Origin of the sequence: Mycobacterium sp. TY815 (genome assembly GCF_030755135.1) — a bacterium.
Lineage (GTDB): Bacteria > Actinomycetota > Actinomycetes > Mycobacteriales > Mycobacteriaceae > Mycobacterium.
In genome coordinates, this window is record NZ_JAUFRX010000001.1 from 3,341,284 (window position 1) to 3,361,584 (window position 20,301).

Annotated in this window: 17 protein-coding genes; 4 read left to right on the top strand and 13 right to left on the bottom strand. The window is 66.4% G+C overall.

Annotated elements, in window-relative coordinates; all coding sequences use genetic code 11:
* Window positions 1-53: 53 nt before the first annotated feature.
* The 6 genes from QXK92_RS14410 to QXK92_RS14435 form a co-directional block, all read right to left on the bottom strand.
* The gene (locus QXK92_RS14410) at window positions 54-857 is read right to left on the bottom strand and encodes an SHOCT domain-containing protein (RefSeq protein WP_306242256.1); all 804 of its coding nucleotides are present in this window, start codon (window positions 855-857) and stop codon (window positions 54-56) included.
* Window positions 858-1,020: 163 nt separating this feature from the next.
* Window positions 1,021-2,211, bottom strand: a complete 1,191-nt coding sequence (tuf, locus tag QXK92_RS14415) for an elongation factor Tu (protein WP_055578873.1) — start codon at window positions 2,209-2,211, stop codon at window positions 1,021-1,023.
* Between the two features lie 102 nt (window positions 2,212-2,313).
* Window positions 2,314-4,419 carry an elongation factor G gene (gene fusA / locus QXK92_RS14420; RefSeq protein ID WP_306242257.1) on the bottom strand — a complete coding sequence of 702 codons (2,106 nt, stop codon included), beginning with the start codon at window positions 4,417-4,419 and terminating at the stop codon, window positions 2,314-2,316.
* Between the two features lie 68 nt (window positions 4,420-4,487).
* A complete protein-coding gene (gene rpsG / locus QXK92_RS14425; RefSeq protein WP_036352615.1) occupies window positions 4,488-4,958 on the bottom strand; it encodes a 30S ribosomal protein S7 in 471 nt (156 codons plus the stop codon).
* The gene (gene rpsL, locus QXK92_RS14430; RefSeq protein WP_007167812.1) at window positions 4,958-5,332 is read right to left on the bottom strand and encodes a 30S ribosomal protein S12; all 375 of its coding nucleotides are present in this window, start codon (window positions 5,330-5,332) and stop codon (window positions 4,958-4,960) included. The genes rpsG and rpsL overlap by 1 nt, the downstream gene beginning before the upstream one ends.
* 369 nt (window positions 5,333-5,701) lie before the next feature.
* Window positions 5,702-6,346 carry a TetR/AcrR family transcriptional regulator gene (locus tag QXK92_RS14435; RefSeq protein WP_306242259.1) on the bottom strand — a complete coding sequence of 215 codons (645 nt, stop codon included), beginning with the start codon at window positions 6,344-6,346 and terminating at the stop codon, window positions 5,702-5,704.
* A gap of 231 nt (window positions 6,347-6,577) precedes the next feature.
* On the opposite strand from QXK92_RS14435, the gene QXK92_RS14440 reads away from it, so the two are divergent.
* Complete coding sequence (locus QXK92_RS14440; RefSeq protein ID WP_371934172.1) at window positions 6,578-6,955, top strand: DUF3060 domain-containing protein; 378 nt, start codon at window positions 6,578-6,580, stop codon at window positions 6,953-6,955.
* Window positions 6,956-6,997: 42 nt separating this feature from the next.
* Window positions 6,998-7,492 (top strand): DUF3060 domain-containing protein, encoded by a 495-nt coding sequence (locus tag QXK92_RS14445; protein WP_306242260.1) that lies wholly within the window; start codon window positions 6,998-7,000, stop codon window positions 7,490-7,492.
* Here the strand turns inward: QXK92_RS14445 and QXK92_RS14450 are convergent.
* Genes QXK92_RS14450 through QXK92_RS14470 form a run of 5 tightly spaced genes read right to left on the bottom strand, consistent with a single transcriptional unit; the run spans window position 7,489 to window position 12,539 of the window.
* Window positions 7,489-8,256 carry a crotonase/enoyl-CoA hydratase family protein gene (locus QXK92_RS14450; RefSeq protein ID WP_306242261.1) on the bottom strand — a complete coding sequence of 256 codons (768 nt, stop codon included), beginning with the start codon at window positions 8,254-8,256 and terminating at the stop codon, window positions 7,489-7,491. The genes QXK92_RS14445 and QXK92_RS14450 overlap by 4 nt on opposite strands.
* A complete protein-coding gene (locus QXK92_RS14455; RefSeq protein ID WP_306242262.1) occupies window positions 8,253-8,975 on the bottom strand; it encodes a PaaX family transcriptional regulator C-terminal domain-containing protein in 723 nt (240 codons plus the stop codon). Before QXK92_RS14455 ends, QXK92_RS14450 begins: the two co-directional genes overlap by 4 nt.
* Window positions 8,976-8,979: 4 nt before the next feature.
* The gene (locus QXK92_RS14460; RefSeq protein ID WP_306242263.1) at window positions 8,980-9,918 is read right to left on the bottom strand and encodes a crotonase/enoyl-CoA hydratase family protein; all 939 of its coding nucleotides are present in this window, start codon (window positions 9,916-9,918) and stop codon (window positions 8,980-8,982) included.
* Window positions 9,915-11,543, bottom strand: coding sequence for an acyl-CoA dehydrogenase family protein (locus tag QXK92_RS14465; protein WP_306242264.1), 1,629 nt, complete (start codon window positions 11,541-11,543; stop codon window positions 9,915-9,917). The genes QXK92_RS14460 and QXK92_RS14465 overlap by 4 nt, the downstream gene beginning before the upstream one ends.
* Before the next feature lie 60 nt (window positions 11,544-11,603).
* Window positions 11,604-12,539: an alpha/beta fold hydrolase gene (locus tag QXK92_RS14470; RefSeq protein WP_306242265.1), complete on the bottom strand. Its 936-nt coding sequence runs from the start codon at window positions 12,537-12,539 to the stop codon at window positions 11,604-11,606.
* Window positions 12,540-12,798: 259 nt separating this feature from the next.
* On the opposite strand from QXK92_RS14470, the gene QXK92_RS14475 reads away from it, so the two are divergent.
* On the top strand, window positions 12,799-13,464 hold the full coding sequence (locus QXK92_RS14475; RefSeq protein ID WP_306242266.1) for a TetR/AcrR family transcriptional regulator: 666 nt from the start codon (window positions 12,799-12,801) through the stop codon (window positions 13,462-13,464).
* A 14-nt stretch (window positions 13,465-13,478) separates the two neighbouring features.
* On the opposite strand, the gene QXK92_RS14480 is transcribed toward QXK92_RS14475, so the two are convergent.
* Window positions 13,479-14,234, bottom strand: coding sequence for a deoxyribonuclease IV (locus QXK92_RS14480; protein WP_306242267.1), 756 nt, complete (start codon window positions 14,232-14,234; stop codon window positions 13,479-13,481).
* Between the two features lie 53 nt (window positions 14,235-14,287).
* Between QXK92_RS14480 and QXK92_RS14485 the strand changes: the two genes are divergently transcribed.
* A complete protein-coding gene (locus tag QXK92_RS14485) occupies window positions 14,288-16,240 on the top strand; it encodes a neutral ceramidase (RefSeq protein ID WP_306242268.1) in 1,953 nt (650 codons plus the stop codon).
* Between the two features lie 93 nt (window positions 16,241-16,333).
* Here the strand turns inward: QXK92_RS14485 and QXK92_RS14490 are convergent, their stop codons facing one another.
* Complete coding sequence (locus QXK92_RS14490; protein ID WP_306242269.1) at window positions 16,334-20,284, bottom strand: DNA-directed RNA polymerase subunit beta'; 3,951 nt, start codon at window positions 20,282-20,284, stop codon at window positions 16,334-16,336.
* Between the last annotated feature and the right edge of the window lie 17 nt (window positions 20,285-20,301).

A 20,301-nucleotide genomic window follows, 5' to 3' on the forward strand; every position in this document is an offset into this window, starting at 1 on the left:
AGTTAGGTAGCCCGATGGCTCGGTGCCGATCGGCGCTCGGTCAGATCTCGGCGTCAGATCTCGGCGATGATCTGGGCGCGCCGGCTGGCGTACTCCTGGTCGTTCACCACGCCGCTGGCGCGCAGCGAGTCCAGCTCCTGCAGCCGGTCGGCGATCGAGGCCTGCGGCGCCGCGGACGGGGCGGCCTGGCCCGCCTGCTGCTGACCGGCCCTGCGCACGACGGCGTGAATCTGCTGACGCAGACCCGGATTCGACCTGATGTCGACGATGCGGTTGAGCGGAATCCCGTTCGCCTTGAGCAGTTGCAGGATCTCCATCAACGGGCCCGCCTGGCCGCTCAGGTCGTAAGTGCGGTTGTCCTCCTCGACGGTGAACTGAGCCGGCACCAGCCCGTTGACCAAAGCGCTTCGCTCCCAATCGATTCGGTATTCGTTGGTGGTGGGGTCGACTAGGACGACAAGCTTGCGGGCCGTCAGGTTGCCCAGCCGCGTCACGCTCGCGATCACCCGGTCCTCGCTGTCGAACGGCGCGATCCCGGGCCCCGATACGTGCAGCTGCACCTTGACCACCGGCTGCTCGTTGATCCGGGTGCCCGTCTCGGCCAGACCGGTGATCTGGGCCAGGGCCAGCACCCCGGACTGTTCGAGCGCTTCGTTCTTGGCGGCGTTGTTGACGCTCCAATACGTCAACGCGATCGCCACCAGCACGTCGGCGACGGTGATCAGCAGACCGACGTAGAACATCCACGACAGCAACTGACCGAAACCGAGGGTGAAGTAGACGACGAGGAAGATCGGTCCGACCAGGCCGCCGCACAACAGCACCAGCAGCTGCATCTTGATGTACCGCGCGAGCATGTGCATTCTCCCCTCACTGTGCTCGGGTCAGGCGCCCGAAAAGGTGATGACAGAGTAGCGCCGCGCGGCCTATACCGATCACAAGTTAGCGCGCCCAAAAGACGCAAAATCCCCCGAAAACCGCGGTTTTCGGGGGATTTTGCGTCTGGTAGCGCGGTGAGCGCTACTTGATGATCTTGGTGACCCGGCCGGCGCCGACGGTGCGGCCACCCTCACGGATCGCGAACCGCAGACCGTCGTCCATGGCGACGGGCTGGATCAGCTTCACCGAGATGTTGGTGTTGTCACCGGGCATCACCATTTCGGTACCCTCCGGCAGCGTCACCACACCGGTCACGTCAGTGGTGCGGAAGTAGAACTGCGGACGGTAGTTGTTGAAGAACGGCGTGTGCCGACCGCCCTCATCCTTGGACAGGATGTAGACCTGGCCCTCGAACTCGGTGTGCGGGGTGGTGGTGCCGGGCTTGATGACGACCTGGCCGCGCTCGACGTCCTCACGCTTGACACCACGCAGCAGCAGACCGACGTTGTCACCGGCCTGACCCTGGTCGAGCAGCTTGCGGAACATCTCCACACCGGTGACCGTGGTCTTTGTGCTGGTGGGCTTGATGCCGACGATCTCGACTTCCTCGTTCACGTTGACCACGCCGCGCTCCACACGACCGGTGACGACGGTGCCACGGCCGGTGATGGTGAAGACGTCCTCAACGGGCATCAGGAACGGCTTGTCGGTGTCGCGCACCGGGTCCGGGATCGACTCGTCAACCGCGTCCATCAGGTCCTCGACCGACTTCACCCAGGTCGCGTCACCCTCGAGCGCCTTCAGCGCCGAGACCCGGACCACCGGGGCTTCCTCGTCGAAGTCCTGGGCGGCCAGCAATTCGCGGACCTCCAGCTCGACGAGCTCGAGCAGCTCCTCGTCGTCGACGGCGTCGGACTTGTTCAGCGCCACGAGGATGTAGGGCACGCCCACCTGACGGGCGAGCAGCACGTGCTCACGCGTCTGCGGCATCGGGCCGTCCGTCGCGGCGACCACCAGGATCGCGCCGTCCATCTGGGCGGCACCGGTGATCATGTTCTTGATGTAGTCGGCGTGGCCGGGGGCGTCGACGTGCGCGTAGTGACGCTTCTCGGTCTGGTACTCGACGTGCGCGATGTTGATCGTGATACCGCGCTGACGCTCCTCAGGCGCGTTGTCGATCTGGTCGAACGCCTTGGACTCGTTCAGGTCCGGGTACTTGTCGTGCAGGACCTTGGTGATAGCCGCGGTCAGGGTGGTCTTGCCGTGGTCAACGTGACCGATGGTCCCGATGTTGACGTGGGGCTTGGTCCGCTGGAACTTCGCCTTCGCCACTTTGTTGTCCTCCTGGACTGTTGGTGCTTAAAAAAGCAGTGTTGATTTTTCTTTGGTTTGCCGCGGTGCTAACCGCGTCAGCTTACTCGTCGGGGTTTTCGCTTATTCGCCGGTTGCCTTGGCGATGATTTCCTTCGACACGTTCGCCGGAACTTCGGCGTAGGAGTCGAACACCATGGAGTAGTTCGCCCGGCCTTGCGTCTTGGACCGCAGGTCGCCGACATAGCCGAACATCTCCGACAACGGCACGTGCGCCTTGACGACACGCGCCCCTGCCCGCTCCTCCATGGCCTGGATCTGGCCACGGCGGGAGTTCAGGTCGCCGATCACATCACCCATGTAGTCCTCGGGTGTGGTGACCTCGACGGCCATGATCGGTTCCAGGATCACCGGCTGTGCTTGTGCCGCAGCCTTTTTCAGCACCTGGGAACCGGCGATCTTGAACGCCATCTCGGACGAGTCGACCTCGTGGAAGGCGCCGTCCAGCAGGGTGAGCTTCAGGTTCACCAGCGGGTAGCCGGCCAGCACGCCGTACTGCATGGCGTCCTGCGCACCGGCGTCCACCGACGGGATGTACTCCCGCGGGATGCGTCCACCGGTGACCTTGCTCTCGAACTCGTAGGTCGCGCCGTCCTCGCTGACGAACGGCTCCAGGCTGACCTGGACCTTGGCGAACTGACCGGAGCCACCCGTCTGCTTCTTGTGGGTGAACTCGACGTTCTCCACCTTGCGGCGGATGGTCTCCTTGTAGGCCACCTGCGGCTTGCCGACGTTGGCCTCGACCTTGAACTCGCGGCGCATGCGGTCCACCAGGATGTCCAAGTGCAGCTCGCCCATGCCGCCGATGACGGTCTGGCCGGTCTCCTGATCCAGATGCACCTTGAAGGTGGGGTCCTCTTCGGCGAGCTTCTGGATCGACAGGCTCAGCTTCTCCTGGTCGCTCTTGGTCTTGGGCTCGATGGCCACCTCGATGACCGGGTCCGGGAACGTCATGGACTCGAGCACGATCTGGTTGTTCGGGTCGGCCAGCGTGTCACCGGTGGTGGTGTCCTTGAGACCGATCACCGCGTAGATGTGGCCCGCCGACGCCGTCTCCACCGGGTTTTCCTTGTTGGAGTGCATCTGGAAGAGCTTGCCCAGACGCTCCTTCTTGCCCTTGGTGGCGTTGATGACCTGCGAACCGGAGTCGACCTTGCCCGAGTACACCCGGACATAGGTGAGCTTGCCGAAGAACGGGTGCGTGGCGACCTTGAACGCCAGCGCGGAGAACGGCTCGTCGGTCGACGGCTTGCGCACGATCTCCTCGTCCTCTTTGCCGGGCGGGTGGCCGACGGCCGGCGGCACGTCCAGCGGCGAGGGGAGGTAGTCGATGACGGCGTCCAGCATCGGCTGCACGCCCTTGTTCTTGAACGCGCTGCCGCACAGCACCGGGTAGGCCTCGGAGGTGATCGTCAGCTTGCGGATCGCGCCCTTGATCTCGGCGACCGTGAGCTCTTCCCCGCCGAGGTACTTCTCCAGCAGCTCCTCGTCGGTCTCGGCGACCGCCTCGATCAGCTTGGTGCGGTACTCCTCTGCCTTCTCCTGCAGATCGGCGGGGATGTCGACCACGTCGTACTTCTCGCCCAGCTTGGCCTCGGCGCTCCACACCTTGGCCTTCATCTCGACCAGGTCGACGACGCCCTCGAAGTCACCCTCGGAGCCGACCGGCAGCTGGATCGGGATGACGTTGGCGCCCAGCCGCTCCTCCATGGTGCGCACGGAGAAGTAGAAGTCGGCGCCGATCTTGTCCATCTTGTTGACGAAGCAGATGCGCGGGACGTCGTATTTGTCGGCCTGCCGCCACACCTGCTCGGACTGGGGCTCGACGCCCTCCTTGCCGTCGAACACCGCGACGGCGCCGTCCAGGACACGCAGCGAGCGCTCCACCTCGACGGTGAAGTCGACGTGGCCGGGGGTGTCGATGATGTTGATCTGGTTGTCGTTCCAGAAGCAGGTGGTTGCCGCGGAGGTGATGGTGATCCCGCGTTCCTGCTCCTGCTCCATCCAGTCCATCGTGGCCGCGCCGTCGTGCACCTCACCGATCTTGTAGCTGATACCGGTGTAGTACAGGATGCGCTCAGTCGTCGTGGTCTTGCCGGCGTCGATGTGCGCCATGATGCCGATGTTGCGGACCTTCGTCAGGTCGGTCAGCACGTCCTTCTGTGCCACAGAAGTCTTCCCACTCTTTCGTTGCTCAGTTAGCTATCGGATGCGCCAGCGGGTTCCGCTGGAAGCCGTCACCAGCGATAGTGCGCGAAGGCGCGGTTGGCCTCGGCCATCTTGTGGGTGTCCTCGCGTCGCTTGACGGAGGCCCCCAAGCCGTTGCTGGCGTCCAGGATCTCGTTGGCCAGACGCTCGACCATCGTCTTCTCCCGGCGCTGCCGCGAGAAGCTGACGAGCCAGCGCAGTGCCAGCGTGGTGGACCGGTCCGGGCGCACCTCGACGGGCACCTGGTAGGTGGCGCCACCGACGCGGCGGCTACGCACCTCGAGGGCGGGCTTGACGTTGTCGAGCGCGCGCTTGAGGGTGATGACGGGGTCGGTGCCGGTCTTGTCGCGGGCCTGCTCGAGCGCACCATAAACAATGCGCTCAGCCAGCGATTTCTTCCCCTTCAGCAGAACTTTGTTCACCAACTGGGTGACCAGCTGCGACCCGTAGACCGGGTCGTTGACCAGCGGACGCTTGGGCGCGGGCCCCTTGCGCGGCATTAGCTCTTCTCCTTCTTGGCGCCGTAACGGCTGCGAGCCTGCTTGCGGTTCTTGACACCCTGGGTGTCCAGCGAACCGCGGATGATCTTGTAACGCACACCGGGCAGGTCCTTCACCCGGCCGCCACGCACCAGGACCATCGAGTGCTCCTGGAGGTTGTGGCCCTCGCCCGGAATGTAGGCCGTGACCTCAACCTGACTCGTCAGCTTCACACGGGCAACCTTCCGAAGCGCCGAGTTCGGCTTCTTCGGAGTGGTGGTGTACACGCGGGTGCATACGCCACGACGCTGCGGGCTGCCTTTCAGAGCCGCGGTTTTGACCTTGGCGATCTTGTCGCGACGACCCTTGCGGACCAGCTGCTGGATGGTTGGCATCTACCGGCTTTCTGTGTTGCTGTTCTTGTGGTGCTTGTCGAGTGCGCTGTTCAAAAGTTCCTGTACTGCAGTTATGCCCCTCCGCGGACTAACGTCATTACCCCGCGGCCGGGCGTGTCGCATGCGCTTGCCCGGAAAACATCATCCGTCGCATTGTGGACACGCGAATTGGCCCGGCATTTACGCCCGCTACTTCAGGCGCCGTTAGCCGCCAGGCACGAGGTCCCACAATACCCGCCCGGAGTCTGGCAGGTCAAAAACGGTGGCATCGCCCGCGCGAGCCGCACAGGTCCCCCAGGTGGCGCGACTGTGAAGCTGGCCGCACAGTCGCGTCCGAGCGTGAAGCTGGCCTCACGCTCGCGCCGCCGGCTAGGGCGTCTCCGCTGCCTGGACGGTGCGCCGATCCATGCCCGCCGCCAGCCGCAGCACCATGTCGGTGAACACGGCGTCGGTGTCGATCTCGTCCATGACTCCGGTCATCTCCAGCAGCACGAACCCGTGCATGGCCGACCAGAACTCCAGAGCGGCGTAGAAAGCCTCCTCGCCCTGCAGGCCGTAGGACGACAGCACCGCGATGACGGGGGCTGCCGCTCCCCGCGTCACGGCCGTGTACTCGGGATCGTCGCCGCCGAGCGGCATCCGGGTGAACGCGGAGTACCGACCGGGGTGATGGTGGGCATAGCTGCGGTAGGCGCCGGCCATCACCAGGACGGCGTCGTCGCGGGACCGTCCCTCCCCCACCCGGTTGAGCATCGTGATGATGTCGTCGATGACCCGGATGCGTACGGCACGGCGCAGATCCTCGAGGCTGTCGACGTGGTTGTACAGCGACGGTCCCTTGGTGCCCAGCTGGGTGGCCAGGGCGTTGATGGTCAGCGAATCCCAGCCCTCCCGGTCCAGGAAGGTCAGCGCGCCGTCGACGATGCCCTCGCGGCTCAGCTTCGCTTGACGGGCTCCCGGCTTGCCGGCGCGCGCACGGCCACCACCCGACGGTGGTTCCGGCTGAGCTGCCATGGCGATTCACCCTTCGGTTGGGATGGCCGGCCCCGCGCGCGCGGCGTCAGAGCTAACTAATGACTCTAGTTGACTGCGCCGTAGTCATCGGGTGCGGCGCTCCGTGGTCGCGCCGGCGCCGCGGCTTTGGCGAATAAATGCCCACGGGGCTGTCGTCACGCAGTTAAATGCACGTAATCTCAATCGAGGTCTGATCGAGCAGACCACCCACCCAACGAAGGGGGGCCCGCAGTGAAATGGACAGCCGCCGTGGGGACGCTGGCAGCCTGCGCCGCGACCGTGGTCGCCCTACCGGCCGCGCCGGCTCCGGTTGCGCACGCGAAGAACGGCGACACCCATATCACCGGGCAGGGCGTTGAGACGACGATCGACTGCGGCGACGCCACGCTCTTCGTCAACGGCACCAACAACATCGTCACCGCAAAAGGCAGCTGCTGGGCGGTCACGATGATGGGGACGGGCAACACGGTCATCGCCGACACCGTCGTCAACGACATCACCGTGTACGGGTACGACGGGACCGTGTTCTACAAGAACGGTGACCCGGTCGTCTGGGATCGCGGCCGCGAACTGGGCATGGTCAACCGAATCCAGCGTGTTGGGCCCTGAGCGAGTGTGACAGTTCTTTTTCACGGGAGGAATCGAGTAACCATGCGCGCCAAGGGAACTGCCAAGACATTCCGGGTGGCCGGACTTGCCCTGTCGGCGGCGGCCATCGCCGCGGCCGTCGGGTTGGCCGGCTGCAGTTCGACCGCCGGGCCGCCCGCGAGCAGCAGTTCGTCCTCGACGAAGTCGTCGACGACCACCAGCAGCGGGAGCGCGGAGACGACGTCGACCACCGGTGGCGGCCCCACCATCAGCACCTCGGTGCAGGTGGGCGACACCGTTGTCTACGCCTACGTGGGGCAGACCGCCACCATCTCCTGCGAAGAGGGCAAGTCGCTGAACGTGACCGGCTCTGACAACACGCTGACCGTCAACGGCAACTGCGAGACGGTGAGCGTCGGCGGCACCAAGAACAAGATCACCCTCGACAAGGTCAACAAGCGCATCACGGTGCTGGGGATGGACAACACCGTCACCTACAAAGACGGCGACCCGGAGATCAACAAGATCGGCCCGAACAACACCGTCACCAAGGGTTAACTCGCCGGGGCGCCGTGCCGGCCGGCTCCGCCGGCGAAGCGCCCGGCGCCCTCCAGCGCCTCGGCGGAGACCCGGGAGATGCTCGCGAACTCCAGGTCCATCGCCGCGGACTCGGGCAGGCCCCACTGGTGCAGCGCCGACAGCCGGTCCGACCGCAGACACTGCTGCGGCAGCGCGGCGAGTTCGGCCGCCAACTCCTGGGCGGCCTGGCGCGCTTGGCCTTTGGGCACCACCCGGTTGGCCAGACCGATCGCCAGCGCCTCGTCGGCCTTGACGCCGCGGCCGGTCAGGATCATGTCCATCGCGCGGCTGTGCCCGATCAGGCGCGGCAACCGCACCGTTCCGCCGTCGATCAGCGGAACGCCCCAGCGCCGGCAGAACACCCCGAACACGGCGTCCTCCTCGGCGACCCGCAGGTCGCACCACAGGGCGAGCTCCAGGCCGCCGGCCACCGCATAGCCGTCGACGGCGGCGATCACCGGTTTGGACAGCATCATGCGCGACGGTCCCATGGGGCCCGGGCCGGTGCGGTGCACCGAGTTGGCCTGCGGTGTGCCGAAGGCTTTCAAATCGGCTCCGGCGCAGAACGTTCCGCCCTCGCCGCACAAGACCCCCACCGAAGCGCTGTCGTCGCGATCGAACCGTTCGAACGCGGCGTACAGCGCGGCCGCCGTCGGGCCGTTGACGGCGTTGCGTGCCTCGGGCCGGTTGATGCAGACCGTGGTCACCGGGCCGTCGCGCTCCACCCGCACCACATCGCTCATGTCGCCTCCTGGAGTTGGGTCGTGTCACGCAGTTCCGCCAGTTCGGTGGCGAAGTCGTGGTAGGCCGCCCGCAATTGGGCACCGGGCCAGTCCGCGGGCAGCAGTTCGTCGGGCAGGATGGGGTCGGTATTGAGGTGACGCACGATGGCGGCGGCCACAACGAACCGCCCGGGCACGTCGGTCGCACGGTCCATCTCCGCCAGCAACCCGCGGCCCACGTCGGCCCACTGCGTCAGGTCCCACAATTGCCGGGCCAGCGCGGCCGGCGCGTCGTCGCGCGCCCGCAGCACCCGCACCCGGGCGGCGACATCGGGCGCCAAGTCCAGGCCGAGGTTGTCCGGACGCATCCAGACACCTTCCCGCAACTCGCTGAACCGCTTGTCGTGCATGGTGTTTCGCAAAGCCGCCCGGGTTCGCGGGTCGGTGCCGACACTGGTGACGACGACCACGTGCCAGTGCCCGCGCCAGGCGCGGGTACGCGGGCGCATCGCCTCGTCCTGCCGCCGCTGCCGGGCCAGCAGGCGGTCGGAGAGCCGATACCCGTCGGCTGACCGAATCAAGTCACCGGCGCTGACCATCCGGGTCAGCGCCACCCGTATCGTCGCCTCTTTGATACCGAAATCTGTTGTCAGCCTTATCAAGTCGCTGGCGGTGGCCCACGCGGGGTGGGCACCCAGCAGCACGCTGAGCACCACGGACCGGGCGGTCATCTTGCGCACGGCGCTACACCTGGGACGCTTTCCGGCCGTAATCACCGAAGGGTTCGTCGCGGTGTTTGACCGCGTCACGGAAGCCGTGCTCGACCGCATCCGCGACGAACGCGTGCCCTTCCGGCGTGTGCCGCGCCACCCCGTCGAAGACGGTGCTGACCATCCGGCTGGTGGCGACGCCCTGCTGCAGGAGCGGGGCATTGAGCGCGAGCTTGATCATGATCAGCTGATTGACCGGCAGGGCGGCGATCCTGGCCACCAGGCGTTCGGTGCGTTCGTCGAGCTCTGCCGGATCGGGCGCCTCGACCGCCAGTCCCCATTCGGCGGCCTGCGCGCCGGTGATGCAGTCACCGGTGAACAGCAGCCGTTTGGCCCGCTGGTCACCCAGGCGGTGCGCCCACAGGCCCGCAGCCGGAACACCCCAGACCCGGGTCGGCGGATAGCCGATCTTCGCGTCGGCGGCGGCGATCACCTGATCGGCGTGCAGCGCGATGTCGGTGCCGCCGGCCACACAGTAGCCGTGGATCTTCACCACCGTCGGCTTGTCGGCGTGCATCAGACTGGCGAACCCGCGCACGAACCGGCTCATCATCTGGTAGTCGATCATCGGGTCCCACGGCTGGTTCGGCAGGTGGTTGACCGCCTGCGTCTTGCCGTCCAGGACCGTGCCGTGATACCCGCCTTCCTGGCCCGACGAGCCGGTCCGGTCGGCGTAAGCGGACAGATCGAAACCGGCGCAAAAGCCTTCGCCGCGACCGGAGACCAGGATGACGTGGACGTTCGGGTCGAGGTCGGCGCGTTCGACCAACGCCGAGAGCTCCAGCGGAGTGTCGGCGACGATCGCGTTGCCCTTCTCCGGCCGGTTGAAGGTGATGCGCGCAACCCGGTCGGTGACCTCGTAGGTCATCGTCTTCAGGTTGTCGAAGTCGACCGGCCTGATCGAGTGGGTCATCCCTTGACCAGCGCGCGCTCGATGATCGGCGCCAGGTCAAGGCCGCTCGGCATGGTGCCGAACGCGCCACCCCACTGGCCGCCCAGTCGGGTGGCCAGGAAGGCTTCGGCGACGGCCGGGTGGCCATGGCGCACCAGCAGCGATCCCTGCAGCGCCAGGCAGATGTCCTCGGCCACCTTGCGGGCCCGGTACTGAATGGTCTCCAGGTCGGCCAACTGCTCGCGCAACCGTTCGACGTGGGCGTCCTGCCTGGCGTCCTGGCCCGCCGTCTGGGCCAGTTCGTCGAACAGCACCTCGACCGACTCGGGCCGAGTTGCCATGGCGCGCAACGTGTCCAGTGCGCTGACGTTGCCCGAGCCCTCCCAGATGCCCATCAGCGGGGCCTCCCGGTAGAGCCGCGGCATGCCGGAATCCTCGACGTAGCCATTGCCGCCCAGGCATTCCAGCGCTTCCGCGGCGTGGGGGGTGGAGCGCTTGCAGACCCAGTACTTGCTGGCCGCCAGTCCGATGCGGCGTAACAGCGCCTCCCGCTCGTCACCCCGGACGGCCTTGTCGGTGGCGCCGGCCATGCGCATCGCCACCATGGTGGCGGCCTCGGCCTCCACCGCCAGGTCGGCCAGCACGTTGCGCATCAAGGGCTGGTCAATCAGATAGGCGCCGAACGCCTTTCGGTGTTGCGCGTGGTAGGTGGCGCGGGTCAGCCCGGTGCGCATGCTGGTGGCGCTGCCCAACGTACAGTCCAGCCGGGTGAGGTTGACCATTTCGATGATGGTCGGGACGCCGCGCCCCTCCTCGCCGACCAGCCACGCTGTGGCGTCGTCGTACTCGACCTCACTGGACGCGTTGGCATGGTTGCCGAGCTTGTCCTTGAGCCGCTGCAGGAATATCCGGTTGCGGGACCCGTCGGGCAGGATGCGCGGCAGCATGAAGCAGGACAGGCCGCCCGGCGCCTGGGCCAGCACCAGGAAGATGTCGCACATCGGCGCCGAGGTGAACCACTTGTGGCCCCGCAGACTGTAGGTGCCGTCCCCGTTGGGCGACGCCTGGGTGGTGCCGGCGCGCACGTCCGAACCGCCCTGCTTCTCGGTCATCGACATGCCCGCGGTGATGCCGGCCTTGGTGGCGGCGAGCTTCAGCTCCGGGTCGTACTCGCGGCTGGTCAGCAACGGCTCGTACACCGCCGCCAGTTCGGGGTTGAACCGCAGCGCGGGCACCACGGCGTACGTCATCGAGATCGGGCAGATGTGACCCGCTTCCACCGTCCAGACCGACGTCTTGGCGGCCCGCACCACGTGAGCGCCGGGCCGTTCGTCCGCCCATGGGGCGGCATGCAGTCCATGGGCGATCGCGGTGCGCATCAGTTCGTGATAGGCGGGGTCGTACTCCACCTCATCGACCCGGTGCCCCACCGTGTCGTGGGTGTGCAGGACGGGTCGGTTGCGGTCGGCCAGCTCACCCCAGCGCTGCGCCTCGCGGCTACCGGAGATGGCTCCCAGCTCGTTGACCTCGTCCAGACCCCACTGGCCGCCCTCCCGGATCAGCGCCTCGATGAGGACGGGAGAGGAAGCCGGGTTGTGATTCTCGAGTGGCGGAACCTGGTTGGTGACGACGTGCGTGTCTGGCATGGCACCAATGTTACATTTCTCCGACAACCGCACAAGACGTGTAACGCCGCGTCGTCCCGGCTAGGCGACCCGGTCGCAGAACGCGCCCACCACCTCCACCGTTTCGCGCGGGGCCTCGAAGGGCCAGAAGTGCCCGGTGTCGAACAGATGCAGGCCGCTGCCGGGTGGCAGCATGGCCAAAATGGTTGGGTCTTCGTAGAATTCGCGCGGCTGCAGCGGATCGTGGGCGCCCTGGAGCAGCAGCACCGGAGTGGTCCAGGACCGAATCAGCCGGGTGCGCCGGTCCACCCATTCCTGGCGAAAAGACGACGAGTGGAAGTAACGGGGCACCGCGATCGCGATGCCGGGGTGGCTGAATTCTGCGAAGGTGCGCAGCAGGTCCTCCCGGGCGACCGGCCGTTCGGTGAGCCAGTCATAGGCGGTTGCGGCGAAGCGGCGGGCCTCGCCGAGCATTGCCGGCGCATCGGGCGACTGCATCATCGACTGCTGCGGGTGCAGACTCGGATGCAGATGCCAGAAGTGTTGCTGCCCACGGGCATATCCGCGTACTCGATCGCCCATCGCCGCGACGAGATGGTCGCCGACCGGAGTACCCCGGTCATGCGTGACGAGGGTGAATTCGCCGACGCGCAGGGTGTCGAGCAGGGCGCCGAGCTGCTCGGCGACGCCGGCCTGCCGGTAGTCACCGCTGCGTTTGTCCGACTGCCCATAGCCTTTGAGGTCGATGGCCAGACAGTGGTAGCGCGTGCTGAGGCCTTCCAGCGCGTAGTGCCATTGCCACCACGAGTCGGGCAGACCGTGCAGGAGCACCACGGTATGCGCGGACGGCGCACCGGCTTCCACGACGTGCCATCGCACCGTTTCGCTGTCACCCGGCGCGTCGACGAACCTGTGTACGACAGTCACCTCGCCGAGCCGTTCCGTCTCGCCGTCGTCATTGCACCGGGCAGGTGGCATCTCGCCAAGCTCCGTGACGAGTTGCTCGGCAGCGAGCACCGCGGCGGTCAGTCCGTCTTGGATGTGCGTAACCCGTTGCGGCGGTTCGGTATACGCCAGATCCGCGATCGCTGTCATGATGCCGCGGATGGGGTTTGCCTGGAAACAGGTCGTTGCGCGTCGTCGTACATCATCGTGCGCCTCCTTTATTGAAGATATCTTCACTTACGAGGGATTTGTCAGTCAAGTGATAACTGAATAAATCTTCAGATTCGAGGTAAGATTCGACGAAACCCTCTCAGGACTGGAGCACAACGCGTTGGAGCCCGCTGGCACGCCGCCCAATCGCATTGAACGGCGCAAGCAGCGCACCCGCGCGGCGCTCATCTCCGCCGCGCAGGGCTTCATCGCCGACGGCACTCTGCAGGTGCCGATCCAGGACATCTGTCAGGCCGCCGACGTCGGGGTGGGTTCGTTCTACAACCACTTCGAGAGCAAAGAGCAGTTGTTCGACGCCGCCATCGACGCCGCCCTCGACGCGCACGGCGCACTGCTCGATGCGCTGACGGCGTCGACCGACGATCCCGCGGAAGTATTCGCTGTCAGTTTCCGGATCACCGGGCGCATGTTCCGCCGGCCGGAGAGCCGTATGGTTCTCAATCACGGGCTGGAACTGATCACCGCGGACCGGGGGCTGGCGCCGCGCGCCAGGCGCGACATCGCCGCGGCGACCGAGTCCGGAAGATTTCAGGTGGCCGACCCCAGACTCGCCATGGCGATCGCCGCCGGGGCGTTGCTGGGGCTGGGGCAACTGGTGCAGGCAGAACCGGAGCGCGACGCCGCCCAGACCGCCGACCAGGTCACGGAGGACCTGCTGCGGATGTTCGGGCTCCCGGCCGACGAGGCGCGCGAGTTATGCAGCCGACCAATGGATCTCGGGTGGATGGAGGCCGTCGAGCCGCCCGGCCGGCGCGTCACGAACTAGCCGGCCGCAAGCCCTCAGGCGACGATGTTGTCGCGCAAAAACGCAATGTCATCCTTGCGGCCCTCTTCGGCCGTCTCGCAGATGACCGGGGCGTCCGCGGCCTTGACGACGGCCACCAGCAACTCGGGGTCGATCTGGCCGGTGCCGAAGTTGGCGTGCCGGTCGGCCCCGGAGCCGGCGGCATCCCGGGAGTCGTTGCAGTGCACCAGGTCGATGCGGCCGGTCAGCGCCTTGATGCGGTCGACGGCGTCGATGAGCGCCTCACCGGCCGCCCAGGCGTGGCAGGTATCCAGGCAGAAACCGATTCCCTTGTCGCCGATGCGATCCCACAGCCGGCCGATGGTGTCGAAGTAGCGGGCCATCGCGTGGTCGCCGCCCGCGGTGTTCTCCAGATAGACCTGCATGTCGGTTTCCAGATAGTCCAGCGCCTTGGCCCAGCGTTCGAAGCCGGCCTCCATGTCGTTGTCGTCGGCGTGACCGCCATGCACGATCACCGCTGTGGCGTTGATCGCCGCCGCGGCGTCGCACGTGTCCTGCAGGATCTTGCGTGACGGAATCCGGATCCGGTTGTTGGCCGACGCGACATTGATCAGGTACGGGGCGTGCACATACAGCGGCAGGCTGGACGATTTCAGCGTTTCGGCGTCCTCGCGCGGCTTCGGCTTTTTCCAGCTCTGTGGATTGCCGAGGAAGAACTGCACCACGTCGGCGCCGTCTGCCTGAGCGGCGGCCAGGGGGTCATCTTGGTGGACATGTGAACCGATGAGCACTCGACCAGTCTAGTGAGGCCGGCGCGCGGGAGTCGCAGCATAAGGTGTTGAGCGTGACGGACGAGGCAACGCTTGTGGCGGGACTTTCGGTGGGGCTCTCGGTGGGCAGAGGCATCTCAGATATCACCGGCGAGGCCGCCGAATGCGGCATGCTCGGCTACGGCAAGACCGGTCAGCGCACCGCGGGAATCCATCTTCGGCTGCGGTCACGTGCATTCGTCTTCGCCGAACCCGGCGGCGCCCGGGTTCTGCTGGTGATAGCCGAATTGCCGCTGCCGATGCAGAACGTCACCGACGAGGTGCTGCGGCGGTTGGCGACGTCCTACGGCGACACCTATAACGCGCAGAACACGCTGATCACCACGACGCACACCCACTCCGGTCCCGGCGGCTACTGCGGACATCTGCTGTACAACCTGTCGACCAGCGGGTTCCGGCCGGCGACCTTCGCGGCGATCGTAGACGGGATCGTCGAATCGGTGCGGTACGCCCACGACGATCTGGCCCCGGCACAGGTGGCACTGTCGCACGGCGAATTGCACGGGGCGAGTGTCAACCGCTCCCCCGCCGCCTTCGACCGCAACCCGGCCTCCGACCGAGAGTTCTTCCCCGGCCGCATCGACCCGCACACCACGCTGCTGCAGATCGATCGCGGCGAAAAGACCGTCGGCACAATCCATTTCTTCGCCACGCACGGCACCAGCATGACCAACCGCAACCTCCTCATCTCCGGAGACAACAAGGGCTTCGCCTCCTATCACTGGGAGCGCACCCGCTGCGGCGCGGACTACCTCGCCGGCCAGCCCGACTTCATCGCCGCGTTCGCGCAGACCAACCCGGGCGACATTAGTCCGCACGTGGACGGGCCGATCGATTACGGGCCGTCCAGAGAAGACGAGGAACTCGAGAACACTCGCCGGATCGGTCTGTCCCAATTCGAGGATGCGTTCGGGCAGCTCGGCACGGGGATCCCGATCGGCACGAGCGTCGACTGCAGAGTCACCTACCTCAACCTCAGCGACGTAGAGGTGGGCGGGCAGTACACCCCCGACGGTCAACAGCGCCGCACCGGGCGGCCGACGATCGCCGCCGCGATGTTCGCCGGGACCGACGAGGGCGAGGGCTTTCCGGGATTTCAGCAAGGCCAGGGGCGAAACCCGTTCTGGGACAATGTCTCCCGCGGCATCTACCGGCTAGCCGGGAAGGTGCGGGCGGCCCAGCAGCCCAAAGGCATGGTGATACCGGCCCACCTGCTGAACAGGCTGCAGCCCTTCATCCAGGAGGTCGTTCCCGTCCAGCTGCTGCGGATCGGGCGACTGTATCTGATCGGCATCCCCGGCGAACCCACGATCGTGTCCGGTTTACGGCTGCGCCGGACGGTGGCGTCGATCGTCGGCGCCGACCTCGATGACGTGCTCTGCGTGGGGTACTGCAACGCCTATATCCATTACGTGACCACCCCCGAGGAGTACCTGGAACAGCGGTACGAGGGCGGCAGCACCCTGTTCGGCCGGTGGGAGTTGCCGGCGTTCATGCAGACCGTCGCCGGACTGGCCGAAGCCATGCGCGACGGCCGTCCGATGCCACCCACGGCACGGCCGAAGTCCCACAAACCCCGAAGCTGGCTGCGCGCCGCTCCCGCGGACACCGGCTCCTTCGGTGCGCTCCTCGACGAACCGAACGCGACCTACCGTCCGGGCGACTCCGCGGAGGCCGCGTTCGTCAGCGCGTTTCCCAACAACGACGTCCACCGCAACCGCACCTTCCTCGAAGTGGTCCACCTCGCCGGCAACGAGTGGGTGCGGGTGGCCGACGACGGCGACTGGTCGACCACCTTCCAGTGGCAACGCGAAGGGCGCAGCGGCTCACATGTCCGCATCCGTTGGAACATCCCGGAGGATGCGGCGCCCGGGCACTATCGCATCGTGCATCACGGGATGGCCCGCGACACCCACGGCAGGCTCGAACCGTTTCAGGCCACCACGCACGAGTTCACCGTGCGCTGAGTTCGGCCCGGGCTGGGGCACCACCCGCTTGCGGGCGACGCAAAGGCCCCCACTTCCATCGGAAATGGGGGCCTTTGCGTCTGGTCGCGCTAGTTACCGGTAGTCGGAGTATCCGTAGTCGTCCAGCGGAACCGCAGCACCGGTCGCCTGGCCGAAGTCCGGGCTGTAGTACTGGTCCTCGTACGACGGGATCGTGTACGCGGCGGCCCGGGCCTCCTCGGTGGGCTGCACCTGGATGTTCCGGTAACGGTTGATGCCGGTACCGGCCGGGATCAGCTTTCCGATGATCACGTTCTCCTTCAGACCCTGCAGCTTGTCGCTGCGGCAGTTGATCGCCGCATCGGTCAGCACACGCGTGGTCTCCTGGAACGACGCCGCGCTCAGCCACGAGTCGGTGGCCAGCGACGCCTTCGTGATACCCATCAGCACCGGACGGCCGGCAGCCGGCTCGCCGCCCTCGGCCACCACCCGGCGGTTGGACGCCTCGAACTCCGCACGGTCGATCAGCGAGCCGGGCAGGAACTCCGTCGAGCCCGAGTCGATGATGGTGACCCGGCGCAGCATCTGGCGGACGATCACCTCGATGTGCTTGTCGTGGATCGACACACCCTGGGCCCGGTAGACCTCCTGGACCTCGCGGACCAGGTGGATCTGCACCTCACGCGGGCCCTGCACGCGCAGCACCTCGTGCGGGTCGGCCGAGCCTTCCATCAGCTGCTGGCCCACCTCGACGTGGTCGCCGTCGGCGAGCACCCGCTCGGAACCGTCCTCGTGCTTGAACACCCGCAGACGCTGACGCTTGGACAGCTTGTCGTAGACCACTTCCTCGCCGCCGTCGTCGGGAACGACGGTGATCTTGTAGAAGCGCTCGCCGTCCTCGAGGCGCACCCGGCCGGTGACATCGGCGATCGGTGCCTTCCCACGCGGGATCCGGGCCTCGAACAGCTCCTGGACACGCGGCAGACCGCCGGTGATGTCCTCACCCACACCACCCTGGTGGAAGGTACGCATGGTCAGCTGCGTGCCGGGCTCACCGATGGACTGGGCGGCCACGATGCCGACCGCCTCACCGATGTCCACCAGCTTGCCGGTGGCCATCGAGCGTCCGTAGCAGGTGGCGCAGACGCCGGTACCGGTGGTGCAGGTCAGCACCGAACGCACCTTGATCTGCGTGATACCCGCGGCCAGCAGGGCCTCGATCGACGGGTCGCCGAGGTCCTCGCCGCGCGCGACGATGACATTGCCGGCCTCGTCCACCGCGTCGGCGCCCAAAGTCCGTGCGTACGCCGAGGTTTCGATGTACGGGTCACGGATCAAGGTGCCGTCCGGCTGACGCTCGGCCAGCTCGACGACGATGCCGCGCTCGGTCTGGCAGTCGTGCTCGCGCACGATCACGTCCTGGCTGACGTCCACCAGACGACGGGTCAGGTAGCCGGAGTCGGCGGTACGAAGCGCCGTGTCCGCCAGACCCTTTCGAGCACCGTGGGTGTTGATGAAGTACTCCAGCACGGTCAGGCCCTCGCGGAACGACGACTTGATCGGACGCGGGATGAACTCACCCTTCGGGTTGGTCACCAGACCCTTCATGCCGGCCAGCGTTCGGGTCTGGGTGAAGTTACCGGTGGCGCCCGACTCCACGATCGTGATGATCGGGTTGTCGCTCGGGTAGTGCTCCCGCAGCGCCTGGCCGACCTCGTCGGTGGCTTCCTTCCAGATCTCGACCAGGGCCTCGTTGCGCTCGTCGTGGTTCAGAGCACCACGCTGGAACTGCTTTTCGACCTTCTCCGCGCGCTCTTCGTAGGCGTCCAGAATCTCCTTCTTGCGCGGCGGCACCAGCACGTCGGCCATCGAGACCGTGACACCGCTGCGGGTCGCCCAGTAGAAACCGGCGTCCTTGAGCTTGTCCACGGTCTGTGCGACCACGATCATCGGGTAGCGCTCGGCCAGGTCGTTGATGATCGAGGCCTGCACCTTCTTGTGCATCTGCTTGTTCACGAACGGATAGCCCAGCGGCAGCAGCTCGTTGAACAGCACCCGGCCCAGCGTCGTCTCGGCCACCCAGGCGTCACCCGGCTGCCAGCCGTTGGCACCGAACAGCTCGGCCTCGCGCTCGGCGGGCGGACGCAGCTGGGTCAGCCGCACCTTGATCTTGGCCCGCACCGAGAGCACCCCGCGGTCGGCGGCCATGATGGCCTCCGCCGGCGAGGAGTAGACGCCGCTCTCCGACTGGTCCGTCGCGGCGGCCTGGAACTCGCCCTTATCGCCGGGAACCTCGGTGGTCAGGAAGAACAGCCCCGTCACCATGTCCAGACGCGGCATGGCCAGCGGCCGGCCGGAGGCCGGCGACAGGATGTTGTTCGACGACAGCATCAGGATGCGTGCTTCGGCCTGCGCCTCGGCGCTCAGCGGCAGGTGCACGGCCATCTGGTCACCGTCGAAGTCGGCGTTGAACGCCTCACACACCAACGGGTGCAGCTGAATAGCCTTGCCTTCCACCAGCATCGGCTCGAAAGCCTGAATGCCCAGCCGGTGCAGGGTAGGTGCACGGTTCAGCAGCACCGGGTGCTCGGCGATGACCTCTTCGAGCACGTCCCACACCTGCGGACGCTGACGCTCCACCATCCGCTTGGCGCTCTTGATGTTCTGCGCGTGGTTGAGGTCGACGAGCCGCTTCATCACGAACGGCTTGAACAGCTCGAGCGCCATCAGCTTGGGCAGACCGCACTGGTGCAGCTTGAGCTGCGGGCCGACCACGATGACCGAACGGCCGGAGTAGTCGACACGCTTGCCGAGCAGGTTCTGGCGGAACCGGCCCTGCTTGCCCTTGAGCAGGTCGGACAGCGACTTCAGCGGACGGTTACCCGGCCCGGTGACCGGACGGCCACGGCGGCCGTTGTCGAACAGCGCGTCCACTGACTCCTGAAGCATGCGCTTCTCGTTATTGACGATGATCTCGGGCGCGCCGAGGTCGATCAGCCTCTTGAGCCGGTTGTTGCGGTTGATCACGCGGCGGTACAGGTCGTTGAGGTCCGAGGTGGCGAACCGGCCACCGTCGAGCTGCACCATCGGACGCAGTTCCGGCGGGATCACCGGGACGGCGTCGAGCACCATGCCCATCGGCGAGTTGCCCGACTGCTGGAATGCGGCGACCACCTTGAGGCGCTTGAGAGCACGAAGCTTCTTCTGCCCCTTGCCACTGCGGATAACCTCACGCAGGTTCTCGGCCTCGGCGTCGATGTCGAAGGTCTCGATCAGCTTCTGGATCGACTCCGCGCCCATGGCCCCGGTGAAGTACTCGCCGTAGCGGTCCTGCAGCTCGCGGTACAGGTTCTCGTCGACGATCAGCTGCTTGGGAGCCAGCTTGGTGAAGGTGCTCCAGATGTCCTCCAGCCGGTCCAGCTCGCGCTGAGCCCGGTCGCGCAGCTGACGCATCTCGCGCTCGCCGCCGTCGCGAACCTTGCGCTTGGCGTCGGCCTTGGCGCCCTCGGCCTCCAGCTCGGCCAGGTCGGCCTCGAGCTTCTGGGCGCGGGCCTCCAGGTCGGCGTCACGCTGGTCCTCGACCGCCTTGCGCTCCACCATCATCTCGGCCTCGAGCGTGGACAGCTCGTTGTGCCGCATCTCGTCGTCGACCGCGGTGATCACGTACGCGGCGAAGTAGATGATCTTTTCCAGGTCCTTGGGGGCCAGGTCCAGCAGGTACCCCAGGCGCGACGGCACACCCTTGAAGTACCAGATGTGAGTGACCGGAGCGGCCAGCTCGATGTGGCCCATCCGCTCACGGCGCACCTTGGCGCGGGTCACCTCGACGCCGCAGCGCTCACAGATGATGCCCTTGAAGCGCACCCGCTTGTACTTGCCGCAGTAGCACTCCCAGTCGCGAGTCGGCCCGAAGATCTTCTCGCAGAACAGGCCGTCCTTCTCGGGCTTGAGCGTGCGGTAGTTGATGGTCTCCGGCTTCTTTACCTCGCCGTAGGACCACTGACGGATGTCCTCCGCAGTCGCCAGGCCGATTCGGAGTTCATCGAAGAAGTTGACGTCTAACACGTAACTCCCTTTCCCCT